This window comes from Caulobacter sp. 10L414 (assembly GCF_056395525.1).
Window position 1 is genome coordinate 1 of the sequence record NZ_JBFTJR010000030.1, and the last position, 21,868, is coordinate 21,868.

Consider the following 21,868-nt stretch of genomic DNA (forward strand, 5'->3'; position numbering starts at 1 on the left):
GCCCAGGGCCACGACGCCGCCTGAGCTGGAGCCGCTGCCGCCGCCGCCGCCCACCGACTGGGCGAAGATGGCGTCGGCGCCCTGCTTGGTGGTCTTCACCGAGCCGCCCGCGCCGGTGGTGACGGTGACCGAGCCGCCCGCGCCGCCGGCCGCGCCGGAGCCGCCCAGCGAGACKAGGCCGCCCGTGCCGGACGCCGCGCCGCCGCCGCCGCCCACGCTCTGGCCGAAGACGCCTCGGGAGTCGACGCCGTCGGTCGAGACGACGCCGCCGCTGGAAATCTCGACGGCTCCGGCCACGCCGCCGGCGTCGCCCTTGGCGCCCAGGGCCACCAGACCGCCGCTGACGCCGGCGCTGCCGCCGCCGCCGCCGACCGACTGGGCGAAGATCGCGTGAGCGTCGGCGCCCTTGGTCGAGACGGCCGCGCCGCTTTCGACCGTGACCTTGGCCAGGCCGCCCGCGCCGCCGGCGCCGCCGCCCGAACCGAGGGCCACCAGGCCGATGGAGACCCCGCCGTTGCCGCCGCCGCCGCCCACGCTCTGAGCGAACAGGGCGTGCGCGCCCTGGCCTTCGGTGCTGGTGGACGAGCCGGTCTTGGCGATGATCTCGGCCTTGCCGCCGACGCCGCCGGCCTTGCCGGTGTCGCCGAAGCTGACGATGCCGCCCGCGTCGCCGGCGTTGCCGCCCGAACCGCCGATCGACTGGGCCAGCACGCCGTGGGCGTCCTTGCCCTTGGTCTGGATCAGGCCCGCCTGCTGGACCAGCACCGCGCCGCCGTTTCCGCCGATCGTGCCGCCGCCCGCGTCGCCGATGATGCCGTAGCTGTCGCCGCCGCCGCCGGCCGCGCCGCCCAGGCTCTGGGCCAGGATACCGATCGCGCCGGCCTTGCCGGTGTAGATGGCGCCGGTGTTGGTGACGGTGACCGCGCCGCCCTGCCCGGCCGAACCGCCCGTGCCGCCGTCGCCGGCGATATAGCCCGTGCCGCCCTGGCCGCCCTTGCCGCTGCGGCTCTGGGCGAAGATGCCGTGAGCCTTGACGCCGTCGGTGACGATGGTCACCGCGCTGCTCAGGGTGACGTTGCCGCCGATCCCGGCCGCGCCGCCGGGCGCGCCCTTGAGGTTGCCGAAGGCGTCGCCGCCGTCGCCGCCGTCGCCGCCCACGCTGGAAACGACGACGCCCGGCAGGTTGTCGGAGACGACCTGGATGTCGCCGTTGTTGGCGACGGTCAGGTCATGGGTGATCGCCGGTCCGGCCTGGCCGGCGCCGCCGCCGCTGGGCGGATAGCCGATGGTCGCGCAGCCGATGAACGGAATGCAGATCCGCACGCCGCCGCCGTCGTGCCCGTCGCCGCCATTGGCCCCGAACTTGGAGTCGGCGAAGGTGTTCACGTCGCCCGTGGCCGGCGTGAACGCGAAGCTGCCCGCGCCGCTGCCGCCCGTTCCCGGCGGGGTCGTGACGGCGCCGATGTCAGTCGACTTGTTGGTGACCACGGCCAGGCTGGAGCTCGCGCCCGAGACCGCTTCCTTGACGGTGACGCCGACCACCCGGTTGTCGCTGTTCTTGGTGACCGCGGTCACCTCGTAGCCCTTGCCGGTCTCCGGGTCGGTGAAGGTGTCGCCGACCGTGGTCGCCAGCAGGATGATGTTGCCCGCCTCGGTGCGGACCGCCACCGTGGTCAGCTTCTCGACCACCTTCTCGCTGACGCCCGACACGGGGTTCACGATCATGTCGCCGACACTATAGACGGGCAGCGCGCCCATCAGGGCGATCGACGCCGCCGACGAGCCCATCAGGGTTCCGCGCAGGCCCGCGCCGGTGTCGCGCGCGGCCGCGGCCATCGGCGCCGTCAGCACCGCGCCCGCGGTGACGATCATGGCCAGGCGCTTGAGGCGCTTGGCGAAGCGCGAGCCGGCGACGGTGGTCTCGACGGCGGGCGTCTCGGGCGCGGCCGGGTCGTCCTTGGCCTGGGCCAGGCGTTCGGCCAGGCGGCCCAGGGCGGCCTTCAGGGCGGCGGCGTCCGGATCGCCCCGCAGCGACAAGGTCTGCACAAGGCCCAGAACCTGGGCGGCGGCCGAGGCGGCTTCGCTTCGGGAGAGGCCTTCGGTGTCGATGGCCAGGATCAGCTGATCGACCAGCGCGGCGGCCTGGGCCAGCCGGGACACGGTTTGCTTCTTCGCCACGATCCTAACCCCCCAGGCGCCAAACGGTGACTGGATGGTGATATTCGAGTTCGCAAACCAGCAGTTTCTCTCCGGGGTTGACGAACGCTCCCTCGTCAATCGGCGCGCGGCGCCGTGCAGCCGGTGCGCGCCCGGGGCGTCATCCTGTCGCACCACCTAGCGACGGCACGCCGAAAAGATCAATTATTTCAAATAGAAACTCGATCTCGGTGTGCGCATCGAACCGCCTGGGCGATCGAGCCGACCTAGTCGAGGGGCCTGCGTTACAGCACCCCCAAATTGAGTAGTACAATCTTTTGGCGATTTTAGGCCGCCTCTCGCCTAGCGAAACACTCGCATCGACAACCTGTCAGCGGCATACGTCGACACACATCTAAAAGTATATTCCCCATATGCGCGACGTTTGCGCCCCAAATACTGAAAAATAGTGCGTTTGACGTATGCCTTCGGGGCCGCCGTACCGATTTTGCATTACGCCGACCGATGTATTTACTTACCAAATCATTAAGACCTTAATTCACGTCGAAGGGGGAAACCTCTTCTTTGCCCGCGAACAAAGATGCGCGGTTGAGAACACTTAGAGGAGGATACGACATGAATACTCTGCGCGAACTGATCTTCGAAGAAGACGGCGCGGCCGCGGCCGAATACGCCCTGATCCTGGCCATCATCGGCAGCGCGATCGCCGTCGCCGCCGTGCTGCTGGGCACCAACATCGGGGTCGCCATCACGGACGCCGCCACCTGCGTGGCCAATCCGTCGGCCGCCAACTGCTGAACCAAGTCGTCGGCGGCGCGGGGCGGCAAGCCGCGTCGCCGACCCATGGTGGTGAGCCAGGACAGGCTCCCCGCTGACGTGGGGAGGGGGTTGCAACAATGCAGACGAAAACCGTCATATCCCTTGGCGCGGCCGCTGTGCTGGGCCTGGGCGCCGTGCTCGCCGCACGGGTCTATATGAGCGCCGGGCGCGTGGACGCCCCGGTGGTCAAGGAAACCGGCTCGACGCCCGTCGTCGTCGCCGCCCAGCCTCTGGCGAGAGGCTTCAAGCTCCAGTCCGCCGTGCTCAAGGTCGCGCACTATCCGACCGACGCCGTGCCGGCCGGCGCCTTCCGCTCCATTCCCGAGGCCGCCTCAGGCCCCGGCGGCGCGCGCATCGCGCTGAAGGACATCGCCGCCAACGAGCCGATCCTGTCCGACCGCGTGTCGGGCTCGGGCGGCCGCTCCAACCTCGCCAGCTCGCTGGGCGAAGGCATGCGGGCGGTGTCGCTGCGGGCCAACGACGTCGCCGGCGTCGGCGGGTTCGTGCTGCCGGGCGACCGGGTGGACGTGCTGCTGACCCGCAGCAAGGACAACAACCAGCCCGAGACCAGCCTGACCCAGGTGCTGGCCGAGAACGTCCGCGTCGTCGGCGTCGACCAGTCCGACGACCAGGGCGCCGACAAGCCGGTGGTGGTCAAGGCGATCACGGTCGAGGTGACGCCCGACCAGGCCCAGGCCATCACCCTGGCCCAGGCGGTCGGGGCGGTGTCGCTGGCTCTGCGGCAGATCTCCGACCAGGCGCCGCTGGGCCGCCGGACCATGACGCTGGCCGACCTGTCGCGGGGCATGGGCCCCACCCAGGTCAACGCGCCGGCGCCGACGCCGGTCCGGGCCGTCGCCCCCCGCCGTCCGGCCGCGCCGCGGCCCGCGGTCTCGTCCATGCCGCCGTCTTCGACCGAGGTCCGCGTGACCCGCGGCGTCGAGACGACCGGCTATCGCGTGGGGCTGTGACCATGGCCGCCACCACTCCCCCTCCCTCCCGCCGGCGCGCCGCTGATGCGCGCGGCGCAGGACCCGCCCACATGACCCTGAAACGCTCGCTGCTGGCCGCGGCGGCCGGCCTGCTGCCCCTGCTGGCGGCGGCTCCGACCACCGCCCTGGCTCAGCCCGCCGCCGCCCTCTCCGACGTCGCCGTCCGCAAGGTCGAGGTCAACGTCGCCGTCGGCAAGGCCCAGGTGCTGGAGCTGCCCGCTCCCTACACCGACATCATGATCGGCAACCCCGACACCGCCGACGTGCTGCCCCTGACCTCGCGGTCGGTCTACGTCGTCGGCAAGAAGCTGGGCGGCACAACGCTGACCGCCTACGGCCCCGGCCGCCGGCTCGTGGCCGCCGCCAACGTGGTGGTCGGCGCCGACGTCGAGACCCTGCGCCAGCGGATGCGCGACGCCCTGCCCAACGAGGAGAACCTGAAGGTCGCCTCGGGCAACCAGTCGATCGTGCTGACCGGCACCGCCAGCAGCGGCGCGGTCGCCGGTCGCGCCGCGGCCCTGGCCGAGAGCTATGCGCCGGGCCAGGTGGTCAACATGCTGTCGGTGCAGGGCAGCCAGCAGGTCACCCTGTCGGTGCGCATCGTCGAGATGGAGCGCGCCACGGCCAAGGCCCTGCGGCTGAACATGAACACCGCCAACCCGGCCTCGCCGAACTACCACAACTTCGTCATCGGCACCGGCGACACCGGCGTGGCCACGACGCTGACCGACACCTTCGGCCTCCTGAAGTTCCCGCTGCGGGCCGGCGACGTCGACCTGGACGTGCTGTTCGACGCGCTGGAGACCAAGGGCCTGGTCAAGACCCTGGCCGAGCCGAACCTGACGGCCATGTCGGGCGACACCGCCAACTTCCTGGCCGGCGGCGAGTTCCCCGTCCCTGTGGCCCAGAACCAGAGCGGCGGCCAGACGACGATCACAGTCGAGTTCAAGCAGTTCGGCATCGGCCTGGCCTTCACCCCCACCGTCCTGCAGGACGGCTTGGTGAACCTGGTGGTCAATCCCGAGGTCTCGAGCATCGATCCCAACGCCTCGTTCGTCAGCAACGGGCTGCGGATCCCCGGCATCAAGGTGCGGCGGGCCAAGACCACGGTCGAGCTGCGCGACGGCGAGTCCTTCACGATCGCGGGCCTGATCCGCGACGACTACCAGGACCAGATCCGCCAGTTCCCGATGCTGGGCGACCTGCCGATCCTGGGCTCGCTGTTCCGCTCGACCAGCTACCAGCGCAACCAGACCGAACTGGTGATCCTGGTCACCCCGCACCTGGTGCGCCCGACCCGAGCCCGCCAGGCGACCCCGGCCGACAACTTCGTGCCGCCGTCCGACACCGAACTGTTCCTGCTGGGCAAGACCCAGTCGAGCACGCAACCAGTCAAGGGAGGGGCCGATGCGCCTCAAGGCCATGTCCTTCAATAGGATCCTGCTGGCCGCCGCGGCGCTCGCCGCGTCCGGGGCCGCCCTCGCCGGCTGCGCCGACGCCCGCAAGGACCTGTCGCCCGACTTCGGGGTGGCGCTGCGGACCAACCTGGCCGCCCAGAAGGCCGACCCGGGCGCCCGCTACGAAGGCGTGCTGCAACCCGGCGGCGACGGCGTCCGGGCCGCCCTGGCGGCCACCCGCTACGGCAAGAACCAGGTGATCCAGCCCGTCCAGGCCAGCACCTCCAGCATCGACAACAAGGGAGCGGCCAAGTCTCCGGCCAACTGACCATGTCGCGCGCGCCCCGCCTTCTTCATCGCTTCGTCCAGGACCGTTCCGGCACGGTGGCCACCCTCACCGGGGTGGCCCTGATCGGACTGGTCGCCATCGGGGGCCTGGCCTTCGACGTCAGCCGGGCCCTGGCCCTTAGGGCCGAGCTGGAGAACGCGGTGGACGCCGCCGCCCTGGCCGGCGCCAGCCAGCTGGACGGCACGAGCGGCGCGATGGGACGGGCCCAGACGGCGGCCATGGGCAGCCTGGTCAGCAACCGCCAGGCCCTGGGCGACACCTTCGAGAGCAACGTGGCCGTCGCGGCCAGCGACATCATCTTCCTGTCCAGCCGCGACCCGGACGTCACCGCCACCACCGACGCCACGGCCAAGTTCATCCGCATCAACCTGACGCCGCGCCCCCGCGGCCTGGTGTTCGGCGCCCTGACCGGCGCGGCGGGGTTCAACGCCACGGCCCGCGCGGTGGCCGGCTACGGCACGGCGATCTGCAAGGTGCCGCCGCTGATGATCTGCAACCCGAACGAGGCCACCAGCCTGGTGTTCGACGGCGACAGCTACATCGGCAAGAACTTCGTTCTGACCCCGCCGCCCGGCGGCAACGGAGCCTGGGGCCCGGGCAACTTCGGCTTCCTGTCGGTCGGCTCCGGCGCGGCGGACGTCAGGAACGCCATGGGCCGCTATCCGCCGCTGACCGAGTGCTTCGGCACGGTCGTGCAGACCCAGACCGGCAACATCGCCTCGGCCGACGACTACTTCAACGTCCGCTTCGACATCTACAAGTCCTCGGCCAGCGGCCTGAAGAGCGACCCGCTGTTCCGCCCGGCCATGAACACGCTGGTCGGCGCCAAGACCAACGCCGGCAACAGCGCCTGCAGCCCCACGGTCTCGGTTCCCAGCAACAGCTGCTCGAGCAGCGCGGCGGTCGCCGGCGGCATGGGCCTGCCGCGCGACTGCAACCAGACCGGAACCGTGGGCAGCGGCGTGTGGAACGTCGCGCAGTACTTCGCCACCAACCATTCGGGCATCAACCCGACCACCTACATCCCCCAGGTTCCAGCGGGATCGACGGGCACGGGCTGGGCCGCCTATGGGCCAACGCCGGTCGCCGGGGCCACCAGCCCGAGCCGGTATCAGGTCTACAAGTGGGAACTGGCGATGCTGAGCGGGTCGATCTCGACCCCGGCCGGCGCCTTCTCCGACGGCCAGACGGCCAACAGCGGCTCGCACGACTACGCCGCGCCCCAGTGCAACAAGAACGGCGGCCAGGCCACGCCCGACCGGCGCACCATCTCGGCCGTGATCGTCAACTGCAACGCCGACAACGTCCACGGCAGCTCCACCGTCAACGTCATCGCCCATGTCGACCTGTTCCTGATCGGCCCGGCCGTCAGCAACTCGATCTACGGCGAGGTCGTCGGCTCGACCACCGACACCTCGTCGGTCGGCGCGGAGACTATGCTCTACTCGGTGCGGCTCTATGACTAAGCGCGCACCCCTCGCACGACGACTGCTGGCCGGGCGCGAAGGCTCGGCGGCGGTCGAGTTCGCCCTGGTTCTGCCGTTCATGGTGCTGCTGTGCTTCGCCTTTGTCGGCGCGGGACGGCTGTTCTGGAACTACCACATCGCCGTCTCGTCGGTGCGCGACGCCGCCCGCTACGCCGCCCGCCTGCCGATGACCTGCGCGGGCCTGACCAACGCCGGCGACGTCGCCAACATCCAGAACCTGACCCGCACCGGCACCAAGGACGGCTCCGGCGCGCCCTTGATCGCCACCTGGACCAGCAACGCCACGGTGACGGTCACCGTCACCTGCGTCAGCAACGCCGGCGGGACCTATTCGGGTCGCTACGACGGCATGACCGACGTGCCCCGGGTGCAGGTCGCCGCGACCCCGCCCTACATCGAATCCTTCGGTCCGCTGACCGGCATCACCCTCACCTCGTTCACGGTCAGCTCGCAGCAGGCGTGGACAGAATGACCCGTCTTCCGACCATAGCCTCGCGGTTCGCCCGCGACGAAAGCGCCGCCACGGCGACCGAGTTCGGCCTGGTGTGCTTCGCCTTCATCGTCATGCTGCTGGCGGTGATCGACATGGGCCGGCTGGGCTGGACCATCAACACCGCCAAGACCGCCACCCGCGAGGGCGCGCGCCTGGCCGTCGTCAGCCCGATCGTCTCGACCTACATGGCGACCTACGACGGCACGGCCACCTATGGCGGCGGCGGCACCGTGCCCGACATGGCCTTCAGCTGCACCGGCTCGAACACGACCTGCACCCAGACGCAGGGCAGCGGCGGCTCGCCGGGCTTCGACAACACCACCTTCAACGCCGTGCTGAACAAGATGCAGGCCTACCAGCCCGACATCACCGCAGCCGACGTGACCATCACCTATCGCCATGTCGGCATCGGCAAGGTGGGCAACCCCTACGCCCCCGACATGGAGCCGCTGGTCAGCGTCAGCGTCGCCAACCTCACCTTCACGAGCGTGGCGCTGCAGATCTTCGGCGTCGCCCCCTTCAACCTGCCGACCATGACGTCGACACTCAGCGGAGAGAGCCTGTCATGAGCCTGCTCCACTTCGGCCGTCCCAAGACCGTCGCGCCGCCGCCCCAGCCCAGCCGCCCCACGGCCTGGCGGGTGGGACTGTGCGGCGCGGGCCTCGGCGCCGATCCCCCGGTGGCGATGCTGTCGGCGATGTTCCCGGCGGTGACCTTCCGCCTGCTGGACTGCGCCTGGCCCGAACGCGCCGCCCACGCCTTCGACCTGCTGATCGTCGGCGTCGACGCCGGGGATGCGGCCGAACTGGAGCGCATGACCTCGCGGATCGCGGCCAGCGCCGGCCGGTTCGAGGTGCTGGTGGCCATGCGCGGCGCCGACATCGAGGCCACCCGCCGCCTGCTGCACCAAGGCGCGGCCGACGTGCTGCCCGCGCCGGTCAGCGACACCACCCTGGCCATCGCCCTGGAGCGGATCTTCTGCCGGCTCGACACCGGCCGGGCCCACAAGCGCAGCGGCGAGATCATCAGCGTGCTGAAGGCCGGCGGCGGCGTCGGGGCCACCTCGCTGGCGGCCCAGACGGCGGTGATGCTGGCCGGGCGCACGGGCGCCGGCGGCGTCTGCCTGGCCGACCTGGACGTGCAGATGGGCGCGGCGGCGCTTTATCTCGACGTCGGCGACGCGGTGACGGTGGGCCAGGTGCTGGCCGCCGGCGGCGCGGTCGAGGAAATGCCCTTCGCCACCTCCCTGCCCTGCCACCGCAGCGGCGTGGCGGTGCTGGGCGCCCCGCAGGAGATGATGCCGGTCGAGGCGCTGAGCCCGACGCTGGTCGACGGCCTGATGGCCGCCTTGCGGCGCGACTTCGAGACCACCCTCGTCGACCTGCCCACCGTGTGGACCGCCTGGACCAACCGCCTGCTGCGCCAGTCGCAGAGGATCGTGCTGGTGACCCACCTGTCGGTGCCGCACGTGCATCTGGCCCGCCGGCAGCTGCACATGCTGTCGGCCCAGCGCCTGGACGACGTGCCGGTGACGCTGGTTTGCAACCAGGTCGAGCCCGACAGCGCCAGCGGCCTGTCGCTGAAGGCCGCCGAACAGGCCATCGGCCGCCCCTTCGACCTGGTGGCGCCCGAGGACCGCAAGCTGATGCAGCAAGCCATCAACCAGGGCGTGGCGCTGAGCGCCGTGCGCCGGGGCAGCAAGCTGGAGGCGGCGATCGCGCGCCTGGCCGACACCCTGGTTCCGGCCCAGCCCGTCGCCCTCGCCCAGGTCGGGAGGTAGCCATGCTCTGGAGCGAAGAGACCCGCCGGATCGAAAGCCAGGCCGCGGCCGCCGATTTCGCCCAGCCCGCGCCGATCGACGACGCCCTGGGCCTGAAGGTCAGGCTGCACCAGCGGCTGATCGACCTTCTGAACCTCAGCCTGCTGGACCGCACCCCGCGCGAGACCCTGCGCCAGGAGATCCGCGGCGCCGTCAGCGGCCTGCTGGCCGACGAGAAGCGCCTGCTGACCCCGGCCCAGACCGACCAGCTGGTCGACGAGATCCTGGACGAGCTCCTGGGCCTTGGCCCGCTTGAGCCGCTGCTCAAGGACGACAGCGTCACCGACATCCTGATCAACACCCACGAGACGGTCTATGTGGAGCGGTCCGGCCGCCTGCATCGCACCAACGTGCGGTTCCAGGACACCCGTCACCTGGTGCGGATCATCAACAAGATCGTCGCGGCCGTCGGCCGGCGCATCGACGAGAGCCAGCCGATGGTCGACGCCCGTCTGGCCGACGGCAGCCGCGTCAACGCCATCATCCCGCCGCTGGCGGTGGACGGGCCGCTGGTCTCGATCCGAAAGTTCTCGCGCGTGCCGCTGGCCATGACCCGGCTGGTCGAGCTGGGCAGCATCACCCAGGAGATGGCCCTGGTGCTGGAGGCCGTCGTCCAGGCCCGCCGCAACGTGCTGATCTCGGGCGGCACCGGCTCTGGCAAGACCACCCTGCTCAACGCCATGTCGGCCTATATCGACGAGCGCGAGCGGATCATCACCATCGAGGATTCCGCCGAGCTGCAACTGCAGCAGCCCCACGTCGGCCGCCTGGAGACCCGCCCCGCCAACATCGAGGGCCAGGGCGAGGTGCAGCAGCGCGAACTGGTCCGCAACGCCCTGCGCATGCGGCCCGACCGCATCATCGTCGGCGAAGTCCGCTCGGGCGAGGCCTTCGACATGCTGCAGGCCATGAACACCGGCCACGACGGCTCGATGACCACGGTGCACGCCAACACCCCGCGCGACGCCCTCTCGCGGGTGGAGCAGATGGTCGGCATGGCCGGGCTCGACATCCCCGCCCGCTCGGTGCGGGGCCAGATCGCCTCGGCCATCCACGTCGTGGTGCAGGCCGAGCGGATGGAGGACGGCCACCGCCGCATCGTGTCGGTCTCGGAGATCACCGGCATGGAGGAGGACGTCATCTGCATGCAGGAGATCTTCCGCTTCCGCCGTGCGGGTCGGACCACCGACGGCCGGGTGGCCGGCTCCTACGAAGCCACGGGCGTGCGCCCGCGGTTCATGGAGGTGCTGCACGCGCGCGGCGTCGACCTGCCGCCCAACCTCTTCTCACCTGGCCGGATCTCGGGGTGACGCCATGCAGGGACTGCTCTTTCCGATGGCGCTGGTGCTGGCCTTCGTGGCCGCGGTGCTGGCCGGCCAGACCATCTTCGGCCTGCTGCTCTCGGCCCGCGAGCAGACCCAGCGGGTCAATCGCCGCCTGACCCTGATGGCCGGCGGCATGAGCCAGGAAAAGGTCTACGAGGCCCTGGTGCGCGACCCGCGCGGCACCTGGATCGACCGCACGCCCTACGGCGCCCTGCACGGCCGCGCCACGCTGTACCTGCGCCAGGCGGGGATCACCGCCGGCCCGCTGCAGGTGCTGGGCGTCGTGGCCGCGATCGCCGCCGGCCTGTGGCTGCTGGCCCTGGTGTTCCTGCGCGGCCAGCCGGTCGAGACGCCGGTCTCGCAGGTGCTGGTCACCGCCGTCGGCGCGATCGTGATCAGCGCCGGCGTCACGGCGATGTGGATCGTGCAGCGGCACGGCGCGCGCCTGGCCAAGCTGGAAGAGCAGCTGCCGCTGGCTCTCGACGTGATGATCCGCGCCCTGCGCGCCGGCCACCCGGTGATCTCGGCCGTGGGCCTGGTCACCCAGGAGATGCCCGACCCGATCGGCACCGAGTTCGGCCTGGTGCTGGACGAGACGACCTATGGCGTCGAGTTCCGCGACGCCCTGGCCAACCTGTCGCGGCGCACCGGCTCGCCGGACGTGGCCTTCTTCGCCGTCAGCATCGCCATCCAGAGCGAGACCGGCGGCAACCTGGCCGAGATCCTGTCGGGCCTGGCCAACGTCATCCGCGGCCGCGCCTCGCTGGCCAAGCGGATCCGGGCGCTGTCGAGCGAGGGCCGGATGTCGGCGCTGATCCTCAGCCTGCTGCCGCTGTTCTGCGTCGGCGTGGTCAGCGTGTTCCGCCCCGAATTCTACACCACCAAGTTCTCGGATCCGGCGTTCTGGCCCGTCGTGGGCGGCGTCGTGGTCCTCTACCTCATCGGCCAGCTGATGATCCGCCGGATCGTCACCTTCAAGTACTGAGGCCTCGCCATGGACCTTTTCCTTTCCGTCGGACTGCAGGTCGCCGTCTTCCTGGCGGTGGGCGCCATGGCCCTGCTGGTCTTCCGCCAGGTCGACACCGGCGCGGCCCTGAAGCGGCGCATGCGCGAGCGGGCCGCGGGCGGCGCGGCCCTGGCGACGGGCCCCGCGGGCGGACTGCTCAAGGACTCCAAGCCCAAGACCCCGCTGATGGGCTGGCTGCAGGCCAAGGCGCCGGGGGGCGAGAGCGCCGAGAAGCGCTCGCGCCTGGCCAAGACCCTGGCCGAGGCCGGCTTCGAAGGACCGGCCGCCGTGCCGGGCTACTTCCTGGTGCGGGTGCTGAGCGCCGTGGGCCTGCCGGCCATCCTGCTGCTGGCCCAGAAGCTGTCGGCCAAGCCCGTGGTCGGACTGCCGCTGATCGCCGGCGCCCTGCTGCTGTGCGGCCTTGGCCTGGTGATCCCCGCGATCATCGTCGACCTGAGGGCGGTCGGGCGCCGCGAGCGGCTGGAGAACCAGTTCCCCGACGCCCTGGACCTGATGGTGGTCTGCGTCGAGGCGGGCCTGGGCGTGGATGCGGCCTTCATCCGCGTCAGCCAGGAGATCAAGCCCTCGCACGCCGACATCGCGCGCGAGTTCAGCCAGGTCTCGCAGGAACTGCGCGCCGGCCGCAGCCGCGCCGACGCCCTGCGGCGGATGGCCGACCGGGTCAATGTCGACGCCCTGCGCGCCTTCGCCGCGCTGATGATCCAGACCGACAGCCTGGGCGCCAGCATCACCCAGACCCTGCGCTCGTACTCGGGCGAACTGCGCGAGCGGCGCTTCCTGCGCGGCGAGGAGAAGGCCATGCGCATCCCGGTGCTGCTGACCATCCCGCTGGTGGCCTGCATCCTGCCGGTGATCATCACCGCCCTGCTGCTGCCCGCCGGCCTCGACGTCGTCCACAACCTCATGCCCGCCATGAAGAGGCACTAGAGATGCGCAAACTGCTCGTCGCTTCCGCCGCCTGCGCCCTGCTCGTCCCGCTGTCGGGCTGCGCCACCCTCAAGCAGCTGGCCAGCGCCCTGATGGGCCCCAAGCCGGCGCAGACCGAGATCCGCGCCCTGGCGGCCCTGCCCCCGCCCGATCCGGCCGCCGCGGTCGACCGGCTGTACGGCCGCGCGGCGGAGGCCATCAAGGCGCGGGACTACGCCCTGGCGCTGGAGCTGCTGCAACTGGCCGCGACCCGTGCGCCGACCGACGTGCGGGTGCTGAACGCGCAGGGCGTGGTCTACGACAAGCTGGGCCGCTTCGACCTCAGCGAGCGCTACTACAACCAGGCCCTGGCGGCCGATCCGCACTCGCGCATCGTGCTCGGCAATATGGCCTATTCGGCCCGCCTGCAGGGCCGCGAGCCGCCGGCCGGCGTGCTGCAGGCCCTGGCCGAGCCCCAGACGACCCTGGCCGGCGGACCGCCGGCCGAGATCGTGCACATGCCCGGCGGCGGCTCGTAAGACCGATCAGGAGATCCTCCGATGGAAATCGACCTCGTCCGCCTGACCGGCTCGGTCGCCTACGCCGTGCTGTTCATCGTCGCCGCCGGCTGGGACGCCTGGACGCGCAAGATCCCCAACTGGACCGTCGCGGCCCTGGCCGTGCTGTTCCTGTTCGCCCAGCTGCTGACCTGGTCGACGCCCAACTGGCTGTCGAGCTTCTGCGCCTTCGGTCTGGTGATGCTGGCCGGCGTGCCGATGTTCGCGCGACGCCTGGTCGGGGCCGGCGACGTCAAGCTGCTGGCCGTGGCGGCGCTGTTCGCGGGGATGGAGAACCTGCTGCTGCTGCTGGTGGCCACGGCCATCGCCGGCGGCGCCCTGGCGCTGGTGGCCCTGGCCGCCCGCCCCTACGCCGGCGCCTTCGGCGGCTGGATCCGCGGCCGCGCGGGCGTGCCCTACGGCGTGGCCATCGCGGTCGGCGCCCTGCACGTCGGCACGACCACGGGAATGCTGGCGATCAGCCAGCGCCTGACCCACTTACAACTTTGAAAGCAAGAAAAGGCGATCTCCTGTATTTGCGCGATTATCTCCTGACAGGAGAAAACCACGTTTTTCGCGCAGATCTGATAGCGTTATCTTCCTGGTTTAGTCATTTCAGCTACCCAATGCAGGGTATGCGAGCCCGCTGGAAATAATATCCAATCAGTAAACCAGCCGTCGGCGGGCAGAATAAAGCAATATGGTTTTTAATCGCGACAGCATTGCAATCGAGAGTTTTATCGCGATCTCGGACCTGATCTTTCTTCCTGCACCGGCGGCGATCCTTACGGGGCGTCGCACATGGGACTGATAAAGATGATCGAGGTGGTGGATTCGGAGGTCGAACGCGGCGTGTTCGAGTCGCACGTCGCCAACGCGATCCTCAATCTGGTGAATTTCGGCGTCATCGTCGCCGACAGCGAAGGCTGCGTCTACGCGGCCAACGACATGGCCTGGAGCTACGTCGCGCAAGGCGACGGCCTGGCCGAGAAAGGCGGCCTGCTGACGGCCGAGAACGGCTTCGAGTCCGAAGCCCTGCACAACCGCATCGCCGCGGCCGTGCGCCAGGGCCGCTCTGGCGCGATGCTGATCCATCGCTCGCGCAGCCAGAAGCCGCTGGTGGTCCTGATCGAACCCTTCAGCACCGACGACAGCGGCTTCCGCTGCGCGCTGGTCACCGTGCGCGAGGTCGGCCGCGCTTCGCCGCACATCGCCGAGCGCGCGCGCATGATGTTCAACTTCTCGCCCGCCGAGGCCGAGATCGTCTCGCGCGTGGCCCAGGGCCGCGAGCCGGCCGAGATCGCCGCCGAGCGCAAGGTCAGCATCAACACCCTGCGCGTGCAGATGGCCTCGGCCATGGTCAAGGTTGGCGTCCACCGCCAGGCCGAACTGGTCTCGGTGATTTCTTCGGCCGACATCCTTGAATGAAATATCTATAGGCAACTATTCTTGCCATTAGTAAGAGTGAGTTATTGCAGCGCGATCTGTATATGTTAATATTTACAGGTCGCGAGGGCAAATCCCCCCGTTTTGTCACCGCCGCGACGAATGACCGGCTCGCCGAGGCTGTCCGCAACGCCATCGACGATCCTCGGCGGCGCGCCCCGCCCGCCGAGCGCCGGGTCTGGACATCAGCACCCCCTCGTCCAGACCCGGCGCCGGTCGATCGCTCGATACACCCAGCACAACCGAACATTCCACGCCGCAGCCCAGCTCGCGGCGCGCTTTGCATTGCTCATAGTAAGAATGCACTACGCAATACACGTTAAACATTAGATTTAGACAATATTTAAGTGCGACACCCTGTCATTCTTACTATGCAAATCGTTTACCATGCTTTAGGGCGCTCTGCTTAACCCTCCCTCGCGATGATCCTCCCATCATCCTCACTCTTGGGGTTTGCAATGCGCTTTCCGATGATCCTGGCCGCCGCCTTCACCGCTCTGGCCGCCACCACCGCCTCCGCCGCGCCGGCCAGCTACGAGCTTCGCCTCGAAGGGCACGTGCCGGTCATCTGCCGCGTCAATCTAGACGCCACCACCGCCTCGGCCGCCGAACCGACCGACCTGGGCCGCATGACCGAGTTCTGCAACAGCGCCTCGGGCTACGAAGTGCGCCTGACGCACGCCCAGGGCCTGACCGACGCCGCCGTCTATGTCGACGGCCAGAAGATCCAGCTGTCGTCGACCGGCGTCACCCTGATCAGCCGCTCGAGCACCGCGGCCTCGCAGAGCCACAGCCTGCGCCTGGACCCCGGCGCCGACGCCGGCCAGGTCGGCGATCTGTCGGTGAACATCACCGCGCTCTGACACCGTTTTGCTCCGCCCTTCCCCCCGGGCGGTCGGCAAAAAGAAAGCCCCGTCGGCTCGCGCCGGCGGGGCTTTTTCAGGCTGGGCCGAGGTCACATGCAGGCGACGGGGGTGGTAGCCGTCGGCACGGCCAGGGGCGTCACGGTCACCGTCAGGATGTCCTGGTAGTTGGGCGACGGAACCTTGCCAGCCCCACCTTCCAGCAGGGTCGGCGTCACCGCCAGGTACTGGCCCGACAGTCCCGCGCGGGCGCAGGTGACGGTGTTGAAGGTCGGCGAGGCCGTGGTCTTGCTCTGGCCCAGGAAGTCCAGCTGGTACGGGATGCGCTGGTTGGCCGTGCCCAGGTTGCCGCCGGCATAGGTCATGCGGAACTGGTTGGCCGAGGTCAGCGCCACCGAGTACGGGCCCGAGCTGGCCACGCGCACGTTGCCGGTGCGCTGCTTGACCGAGTTGGGCGTCGACGGCAGCGAGGCCGTCGTCAGCGCGCCGATCTCGCCGAAGTCCAGCGCCGGCCCCACGAAGCTGGCCTGCAGGGCGCTGAGCACGTTGATGCGGATGTCGAGCGAGTTGGGGATCACGCCCTGCTCGTCGGCCGCGCCGCCGGTGCGCTTGCAGTAGTACTTCTGGTCCAGGAACAAGTCGGTCGTCCCGGCCGGCAGGTCGGCGCCGCTGGGCACGGTGATCGTCACCATGAACGTCTGCACGTCGGGCTGGCCCACCCCGCCGAAGTTCAGCTCGACCTCGTTGGGATTGACGTTGTTGGGGTCGAGCACATGCCCGGGCGGATTTTCGAGAATCTGCCCGCCGGTAGAGGTCTGGACGATCGTCAGGCTCGAGGGCGTGTCCGGCCGGCGCAGGTAGATGAAGTTCACCTCCTGCGTCTTCTTGCCGCCGACCGCCGGCGGACGCCGGGCGGTGATCGCCAGGGTCTGCACCGTCGTGCCAGTCGGGTTGAAGGGGTCGAAGGTGCCCGACAGCACGACGGGATCGAAGGTCACGCACTGGGCCTGGGCCGCGCCCGAGACCAGCAGGATCCCGCCGACGCCGGCGGCCAGTCCGATGAGCAGGGAATGCGATCGGCGTTTCATGTCAGCCTCCGGACGCGTTGGGCTTGAGGTCCCCAGCCTTGACGAAGCCCTCGGCGCTTTGCGGCACGTCGAGGTAGTAGACCGTCGGGGGCGTCGTCCCCATTTCCAGCCGCCAGCGGCCGGGCCGCAGGCCCGAGGCGCCGAAGCGGCCGACTCGGTTGGTGAAGATGGTGATCGGTTCGCTCTTGGATCCGGGCGTCATCTCGACCGCGCGACCCGACACCAGCGCGAGCGGCTGGCCGTCCGCGTCGACCAGGCGGCCGATGGCGGTGATCGAGTAGTCCGACCCGACCTCCAGGCGATAGCCCGAGCGATAAGGCGGGAAGACCCGGAAGGAGCCGGAGCCGAGATCATAGCCGGCCGGCGCATTGGGCGCGTCGACGGTGATGGTCCGCTCGGCATAGGCCGCCAGGTTGGTTTCCAGCGCCGTGCCCAGCTCGCCCGTGTTCGAGGTGTAGCCGAACGGGGTCGGGTTCACGACGACGTCGGCGCCCTTCAGGCTCTTGTGGCCCTTGACGATGGCGAAGCTGTCGTAGATCGGCCGGCCGACCGACACCGCGCCGTCGGCGAAGCCGATCGAGGTGCCGACCCGCAGCGAGGTGCGGCCGTTGTCCGGGCCGTCGAAGGCCTGGAAGTGCGACAGGCCCAGCTCCGCCCGGTTGGCGATGTAGTTGACGCTGCCGTTGAAGGCGGAGTCGTCGGGCGAGCGCGAAACCTCGGCGAAGGCGTTGTAGGAACCAACACCCTGGCCGTGGATCGTCTGGTAGGCGATCCGCGCCCGGTCCTCGCGGCCGTCGTACTCGGCCCGCAGGCTCGAATTGTTCGAGAACTGCCAGGACAGCGAGATCAGGGCCGAGGTCTCGCGGCGGCCGGGCACGTCGTCGTACATGACGTTGGCCGTGATCGCGAGGTTCGAGGTCAGGCGATAACCCATGCCGAGCCGGTAGGCGCTTGCGTCGGGGAACTCGTCCCGGCCGCTGGAATAGCGGCCATCGAAGCTGGCGTAGATCGCGTCGCTGAAGGCGTGCGAGTAGCCGACCCCGATCTCGTAGTTGTAGCGGTTGTCGGGAACGAAGGTGCCCACCGGCCCGAACTCGCGGCTGCGGGTCTCGAACGACAGGTTCAGGGCGTCGGCGCGGCCGCCGGCGAACTGGAACAGCCGCTGAAAGCTGACGATCGCCGCATAGCCCGAGCCATAGGTGTCGATGTGCGACAGCGCGAAATCGACGCCGAGCGTGCCGATCCTGGTGCCGAACAGGCCTTCGGCGCCCATCATCACCGTGGTGTCGTCGGCCTGGCCGTTGACGCCCAGGGTCACCCGGTCGGTGATGCCGCGGCGGTAGAAGCCGCTGACCGTCCACTCCTCGGTGTAGTCGGGGCCGTCGAGCAGCAGCGGCGCCTTCACGCCGGCGAACAGGCCGAACTCCGACAGTCCCGGATCCAGTTGCGAGCGGTCGAAGAAGACGTTGAACTGCAGCGTCTCGCGACGGCCGGTGTCGTCCTCGATGACCAGGCGGACGTCGTTGGCGCCCTGCGCGAATGGGAAGTCACGCACGTTGTAGCGGCCGGGATCCAGGCGGATGCGCCGGGTCAACTGGTTGTTGAGGATCACGCTGACGTCGGAGGTCCGGGCCAGGGTGAAGCTTTCGCGACCCCGCGGACGGGCGATCGTCTGGGGCTGCAGCACGCTGTAGGAGCGGTAGATCGACAGGCCGGCCATGTCGGGCGCGGACTGAAAGCCGCGACCGACGGCCTGCAGGTCGCCGGCGGTCCAGCGCAACACGTTCTTGACGTCGTCATAGACGAAGCGCGTGCCCAGCCGCTGGAAATCCTCGTTGCCGCCGGGTTGCCAGACGGCCTCGTTCTCGAACACCACGCCGTTCAGGCGCACGGCGCTGTCGAGCAGGAAGGTCGGGTCGCCCAAACCCTCGTCGAACCCTTGCTCCACGTAGTCGACCGAGCCGCGGATATTGAGATAGCCGCTGAAGCCGGCCGGGGCGACGTAGGAACCAAGGCCCATGCGGTCCATCGGCGTGACCTGCAGGCTGCGCACGACCTTCAGCTCGGGCGGGATGTTCATCCGCAGTTCGAGCGCCCGGGGATCGTAGGTCATGGTCATGCCGGCCGAGGTGACCACCTCGGGCGAGACCACGCTGCGTCCGGCCAGGGCCGTGCGCAGGGCGCCGACCGCGGGAGCGTCGAGCAACGGCGCGACCAGGCTGAGCAGGCGGTCGGACGGCATCGACAGCTGGCCGTCGGCCGAGATCGCCAGCGGCATGTCGCCGACATAGAACTCGCCGTCCTTCAGCGGAACCGTCAGGGTCACGTCGCGACCGGTGGGGTTCAGCTGGCGGCGGGCGTCGGCCGCGGTGGCCGCGCCGGCCGAGGGCGCGCTGGTCGGCTCCTGGGTCGCCGCCAGCATGGCGTAGGGAATGGGCTCGGCCAGGGCGGCCAAGGGGGCGGCGAAGGGGACCGCGCCGGCCAGGCATCCCGCCATCAGCCAGCGGCGGTAGGCGCGCGACCTAGCGCCCTTCGTCGGACGAGAATTGGGCCTCAAGGGAGCCTCCTGCTGCCGCCGTCAAGGGCAGTTCGATGGGAACGGCGATGCGCCGCGTCTGGCCGGGGGCGATCAGGCCGAAGCCGATCGTCTGTTGGATCTCCGGACCGGGAATGGTCCGTTGGAAGACCGCCTTGCCCGCGGCGTCCTTCTCGATGATCCGCAGCTTTCCGCGGGACAGGTATCCGTGCGTGTTGGACGTGTTGGCGACGTAGACGACCGGGACGGGCTTGCCGTCGGCGTCCGCGCCGATCTCGCTCTTGGACAGGGCCAGGGCCGGCTTGCCGCCCGAAGGCGCGACGCTGGCCAGGACCTGGAAGTTGTAGAGGATCTGGATGGCCGACTGGCCCTCCGGCAGCTTCACCGGCATCTGGGCGACGGTGACGTAGTAGTGCTTGCTCTGCGCCAGGGCCGGATCGCCCACCCACTGGATCCGGAACGACTGGGTCTCGCCCGGCTGGATCACCGCCTGGGGCGGAAAGATCAGCAGGTCGTTGGTCGGCGTGTCGCTGGGGTGGGCGCCCTTCTCGTCGAAGGACAGCTCCTCGGCGCGCAGCTCGACCGGCAGCGGGTTGGCGAAGGTGTTCTGCACCGTGACGATCTGGGACATGCCCCGACCGGTCGGCTTGAGGTCGATGACGACGGGCTGGACGGTCATGGCCAGGGCGCTTCCGCCCAGGCCCGGCGCCCCCTGCGCCGCCAGCCCCGCGAGGGCCAGGAGGCCGGCGCACGCCGCCCCCAGCAAGCGCCCTCGGAAGGTTTTCGAACGAGTCATTCGGTGTCCGCTCCTCATGGATTCAGTTCGTTCAAGTCAGGGTCAGTTCTGGGCCTCGAGCTCGACGACGAGGGTTCCGGCGTAGTCGCCGGCGACCATCGGGGTCCCGCCGCCGGTGACGGCGACGACGAGGTTCATCTGCCCGGCCGCGCCGTTGGCGGTGGCCAGGTTGATCGGGGTGGTCACCGCGCTCGTCCCCGACGCGCTGGCTCCGGCCCAGTCGGCCGTCAGCTGGAAGTCGAGGCGATCACGGAAGCCCGGGGCGGCCGCGCCGCCGCCGACCCGGGACATGCCCGCGCCGTCGGTGCGCACCACCAGGCGGTGGGCCGAGTTGCAGACCACCGGAAAGGCCAGGCTGATCGAGGCGTCGCGCGGCTGGGCGGTCTGGGGATCGACGAACTGCGTGAAGCGCACCACCCCGGCCTGGCCGCCCTGGGCGGCGAAGCTGGTGTTGGCGCCGGCCGCCGCCGAGGGCGGCGACAGCACGCAGGCGCTGGGCGCCTGGCCGATCAGCTGCAGTTCGCTCGAGGCCTCCTCGCCCGTGGGCAGGGTCTGGGCCGAAGCGGCGGCGGCGACGCCCAGCGTCGCGGCGGCGGCGATGAGAAGGACGGTCTTCATTGGGGTTCCACCGTCAGGCGCAGGGTGTCGCGGTAGACGCCGGACACCAGCGGGGCGTTGGTCTGGAGGTTCGTGGCGCCGGGCTGGATATCCAGGCGCAGGGTCACGTCGCCGACGACCGGCTGATCGACCAGGTGAGCGCTGTCGCGGATGCGGCGGGCGCTGGCGTCGGCCTCGAACCGGTTGTTGACCGGTCCCCAGGCCAGGGTCGCGGTGTAGGGCACCGCGTCGCTGAAGCCGGTCGGGGCCGGGGTCAGCCCCAGCTCCGAACGCCACAGACCGTTGTTCTGGCTCTCCAGCACGATCTGGTGGGCGTAGTTGCACACCGCGGCGAAGTTCACCTGGGCCGAGGCGGCGCGGGTCGACAGGGTGGCCGGGTCGGTCAGCTGGTCGACCTGCAGCGTGCCGCCGGTCAGGCTGAGGAAGTTGACCACCTGGCCCGCGCCGATGGTCGGCGAGGCGATGGTGCAGACCTTGGGCACCTGCCCCCGCACGACGAAGTCGCGGGTGTTGTCGGTCTCCTGGGCCCGGGCCAGCTGGCCCATCAGCAGCAGGGTGACGGCCGAGGCCCCGGCGAGGACGGCGGCCTTGAAACGATTGGCTCTGGTCATGGCGCCCTCCCCCTCAGCTGGCCGCCGCCAGGGTGACGACGATCGCCCCCTGGTAGGTGTCGTCGGCGACCGGCCGCAGGCTGGGTCCGCCGGACGTGGCGAAGTTCGACAGGCTGATGGTGATCTGGCCCGAGCCGCCGCTGTCGCGGGTCTGGGACGCGCCGGCGTTGGCGGCCGCTCCGGTCGAGAAGCTGGCGTCCACGGGCGTCCAGCCCGAGGCCGTGGCCGTGTAGTCGACGGCGCGCGAGAAGCCCGAGGGCGGCGCGGCCAGGAAGGCCTGGGCCGTCATCTGGGTGGCGGCGATGGTCAGCTGGCTGGGCGCGCCGCATTGCGTGCCGGTCAGCACCTTGGGCGGCGCCGACAGGTCCGGCAGCAGGAGGCCCGTGGTGGTGTCGATCATCACCCCGACATCGAACAGGTTGTCGCCGTCGCTGAGGTCGCCGATCGTGCAGATGTTGTCGGGCACCGTGGCGGTGATCTGGATCGGCCCGACGCTGTCGGACGGCCCATAGGTCTGGGCCCTCGCGGCGCCGGCCAGCGCCAGGGGCGCCAGGGCGATGAGAAGAAGAGCGCGCCGCATGG

General features: G+C 70.0%; 21 protein-coding genes and 1 pseudogene. 15 read left to right on the plus strand and 7 right to left on the minus strand.

Features of this window, described 5'->3' with window-relative positions; all coding sequences use genetic code 11:
• Positions 1-2,178 (minus strand): annotated as a pseudogene (locus AC1DCG_RS13525) (hypothetical protein); the annotation flags it as partial.
• Between the two features lie 594 nt (positions 2,179-2,772).
• On the opposite strand from AC1DCG_RS13525, the gene AC1DCG_RS13530 reads away from it, so the two are divergent.
• The 15 genes from AC1DCG_RS13530 (at position 2,773) to AC1DCG_RS13600 (ending at position 15,637) form a co-directional block, all read left to right on the plus strand.
• Positions 2,773-2,955 (plus strand): Flp family type IVb pilin, encoded by a 183-nt coding sequence (locus AC1DCG_RS13530; RefSeq protein ID WP_165255114.1) that lies wholly within the window; start codon positions 2,773-2,775, stop codon positions 2,953-2,955.
• Between the two features lie 98 nt (positions 2,956-3,053).
• Positions 3,054-3,947 (plus strand): Flp pilus assembly protein CpaB, encoded by an 894-nt coding sequence (gene cpaB / locus AC1DCG_RS13535; RefSeq protein WP_477036672.1) that lies wholly within the window; start codon positions 3,054-3,056, stop codon positions 3,945-3,947.
• A gap of 71 nt (positions 3,948-4,018) precedes the next feature.
• Positions 4,019-5,404 (plus strand): type II and III secretion system protein family protein, encoded by a 1,386-nt coding sequence (locus AC1DCG_RS13540; protein WP_477036673.1) that lies wholly within the window; start codon positions 4,019-4,021, stop codon positions 5,402-5,404.
• Complete coding sequence (locus AC1DCG_RS13545; RefSeq protein ID WP_477030299.1) at positions 5,376-5,693, plus strand: hypothetical protein; 318 nt, start codon at positions 5,376-5,378, stop codon at positions 5,691-5,693. Before AC1DCG_RS13540 ends, AC1DCG_RS13545 begins: the two co-directional genes overlap by 29 nt.
• A 2-nt stretch (positions 5,694-5,695) precedes the next feature.
• The gene (locus AC1DCG_RS13550; RefSeq protein WP_477030300.1) at positions 5,696-7,180 is read left to right on the plus strand and encodes a TadE/TadG family type IV pilus assembly protein; all 1,485 of its coding nucleotides are present in this window, start codon (positions 5,696-5,698) and stop codon (positions 7,178-7,180) included.
• Positions 7,173-7,673 carry a TadE/TadG family type IV pilus assembly protein gene (locus AC1DCG_RS13555; protein WP_477030301.1) on the plus strand — a complete coding sequence of 167 codons (501 nt, stop codon included), beginning with the start codon at positions 7,173-7,175 and terminating at the stop codon, positions 7,671-7,673. The genes AC1DCG_RS13550 and AC1DCG_RS13555 overlap by 8 nt, the downstream gene beginning before the upstream one ends.
• Entirely contained in the window at positions 7,670-8,263 is a 594-nt protein-coding gene (locus tag AC1DCG_RS13560) for a TadE/TadG family type IV pilus assembly protein (RefSeq protein WP_477030302.1), read from the plus strand. Before AC1DCG_RS13555 ends, AC1DCG_RS13560 begins: the two co-directional genes overlap by 4 nt.
• Positions 8,260-9,474: a CpaE/TadZ family protein gene (locus tag AC1DCG_RS13565; RefSeq protein ID WP_477036674.1), complete on the plus strand. Its 1,215-nt coding sequence runs from the start codon at positions 8,260-8,262 to the stop codon at positions 9,472-9,474. The genes AC1DCG_RS13560 and AC1DCG_RS13565 overlap by 4 nt, the downstream gene beginning before the upstream one ends.
• A 2-nt stretch (positions 9,475-9,476) precedes the next feature.
• On the plus strand, positions 9,477-10,823 hold the full coding sequence (locus AC1DCG_RS13570; protein WP_165255101.1) for a TadA family conjugal transfer-associated ATPase: 1,347 nt from the start codon (positions 9,477-9,479) through the stop codon (positions 10,821-10,823).
• A gap of 4 nt (positions 10,824-10,827) precedes the next feature.
• On the plus strand, positions 10,828-11,823 hold the full coding sequence (locus AC1DCG_RS13575) for a type II secretion system F family protein (protein ID WP_477036675.1): 996 nt from the start codon (positions 10,828-10,830) through the stop codon (positions 11,821-11,823).
• A 9-nt stretch (positions 11,824-11,832) separates the two neighbouring features.
• On the plus strand, positions 11,833-12,792 hold the full coding sequence (locus AC1DCG_RS13580) for a type II secretion system F family protein (protein ID WP_477041517.1): 960 nt from the start codon (positions 11,833-11,835) through the stop codon (positions 12,790-12,792).
• 2 nt (positions 12,793-12,794) lie between these two features.
• The gene (locus AC1DCG_RS13585; protein WP_477036677.1) at positions 12,795-13,310 is read left to right on the plus strand and encodes a tetratricopeptide repeat protein; all 516 of its coding nucleotides are present in this window, start codon (positions 12,795-12,797) and stop codon (positions 13,308-13,310) included.
• Between the two features lie 21 nt (positions 13,311-13,331).
• Positions 13,332-13,838 (plus strand): A24 family peptidase, encoded by a 507-nt coding sequence (locus AC1DCG_RS13590; protein ID WP_165255094.1) that lies wholly within the window; start codon positions 13,332-13,334, stop codon positions 13,836-13,838.
• Between the two features lie 291 nt (positions 13,839-14,129).
• Complete coding sequence (locus tag AC1DCG_RS13595; protein ID WP_165255092.1) at positions 14,130-14,756, plus strand: helix-turn-helix transcriptional regulator; 627 nt, start codon at positions 14,130-14,132, stop codon at positions 14,754-14,756.
• Between the two features lie 476 nt (positions 14,757-15,232).
• Positions 15,233-15,637 carry a hypothetical protein gene (locus AC1DCG_RS13600; protein WP_165255091.1) on the plus strand — a complete coding sequence of 135 codons (405 nt, stop codon included), beginning with the start codon at positions 15,233-15,235 and terminating at the stop codon, positions 15,635-15,637.
• A gap of 92 nt (positions 15,638-15,729) precedes the next feature.
• Here the strand turns inward: AC1DCG_RS13600 and AC1DCG_RS13605 are convergent, their stop codons facing one another.
• Genes AC1DCG_RS13605 through AC1DCG_RS13630 form a run of 6 tightly spaced genes read right to left on the minus strand, consistent with a single transcriptional unit; the run spans position 15,730 to position 21,866 of the window.
• The gene (locus AC1DCG_RS13605; RefSeq protein ID WP_477030309.1) at positions 15,730-16,725 is read right to left on the minus strand and encodes a hypothetical protein; all 996 of its coding nucleotides are present in this window, start codon (positions 16,723-16,725) and stop codon (positions 15,730-15,732) included.
• Between the two features lies 1 nt (position 16,726).
• Positions 16,727-19,282, minus strand: a complete 2,556-nt coding sequence (locus tag AC1DCG_RS13610; RefSeq protein ID WP_477036678.1) for a fimbria/pilus outer membrane usher protein — start codon at positions 19,280-19,282, stop codon at positions 16,727-16,729.
• Positions 19,248-20,057 (minus strand): fimbrial biogenesis chaperone, encoded by an 810-nt coding sequence (locus AC1DCG_RS13615; protein ID WP_165255086.1) that lies wholly within the window; start codon positions 20,055-20,057, stop codon positions 19,248-19,250. The genes AC1DCG_RS13610 and AC1DCG_RS13615 overlap by 35 nt, the downstream gene beginning before the upstream one ends.
• A 42-nt stretch (positions 20,058-20,099) precedes the next feature.
• Positions 20,100-20,675, minus strand: a complete 576-nt coding sequence (locus tag AC1DCG_RS13620) for a hypothetical protein (RefSeq protein WP_477030311.1) — start codon at positions 20,673-20,675, stop codon at positions 20,100-20,102.
• Positions 20,672-21,286 carry a hypothetical protein gene (locus AC1DCG_RS13625; protein WP_165255083.1) on the minus strand — a complete coding sequence of 205 codons (615 nt, stop codon included), beginning with the start codon at positions 21,284-21,286 and terminating at the stop codon, positions 20,672-20,674. The genes AC1DCG_RS13620 and AC1DCG_RS13625 overlap by 4 nt, the downstream gene beginning before the upstream one ends.
• Before the next feature lie 13 nt (positions 21,287-21,299).
• Positions 21,300-21,866 (minus strand): hypothetical protein, encoded by a 567-nt coding sequence (locus AC1DCG_RS13630; RefSeq protein WP_165255082.1) that lies wholly within the window; start codon positions 21,864-21,866, stop codon positions 21,300-21,302.
• Positions 21,867-21,868: the final 2 nt, after the last annotated feature.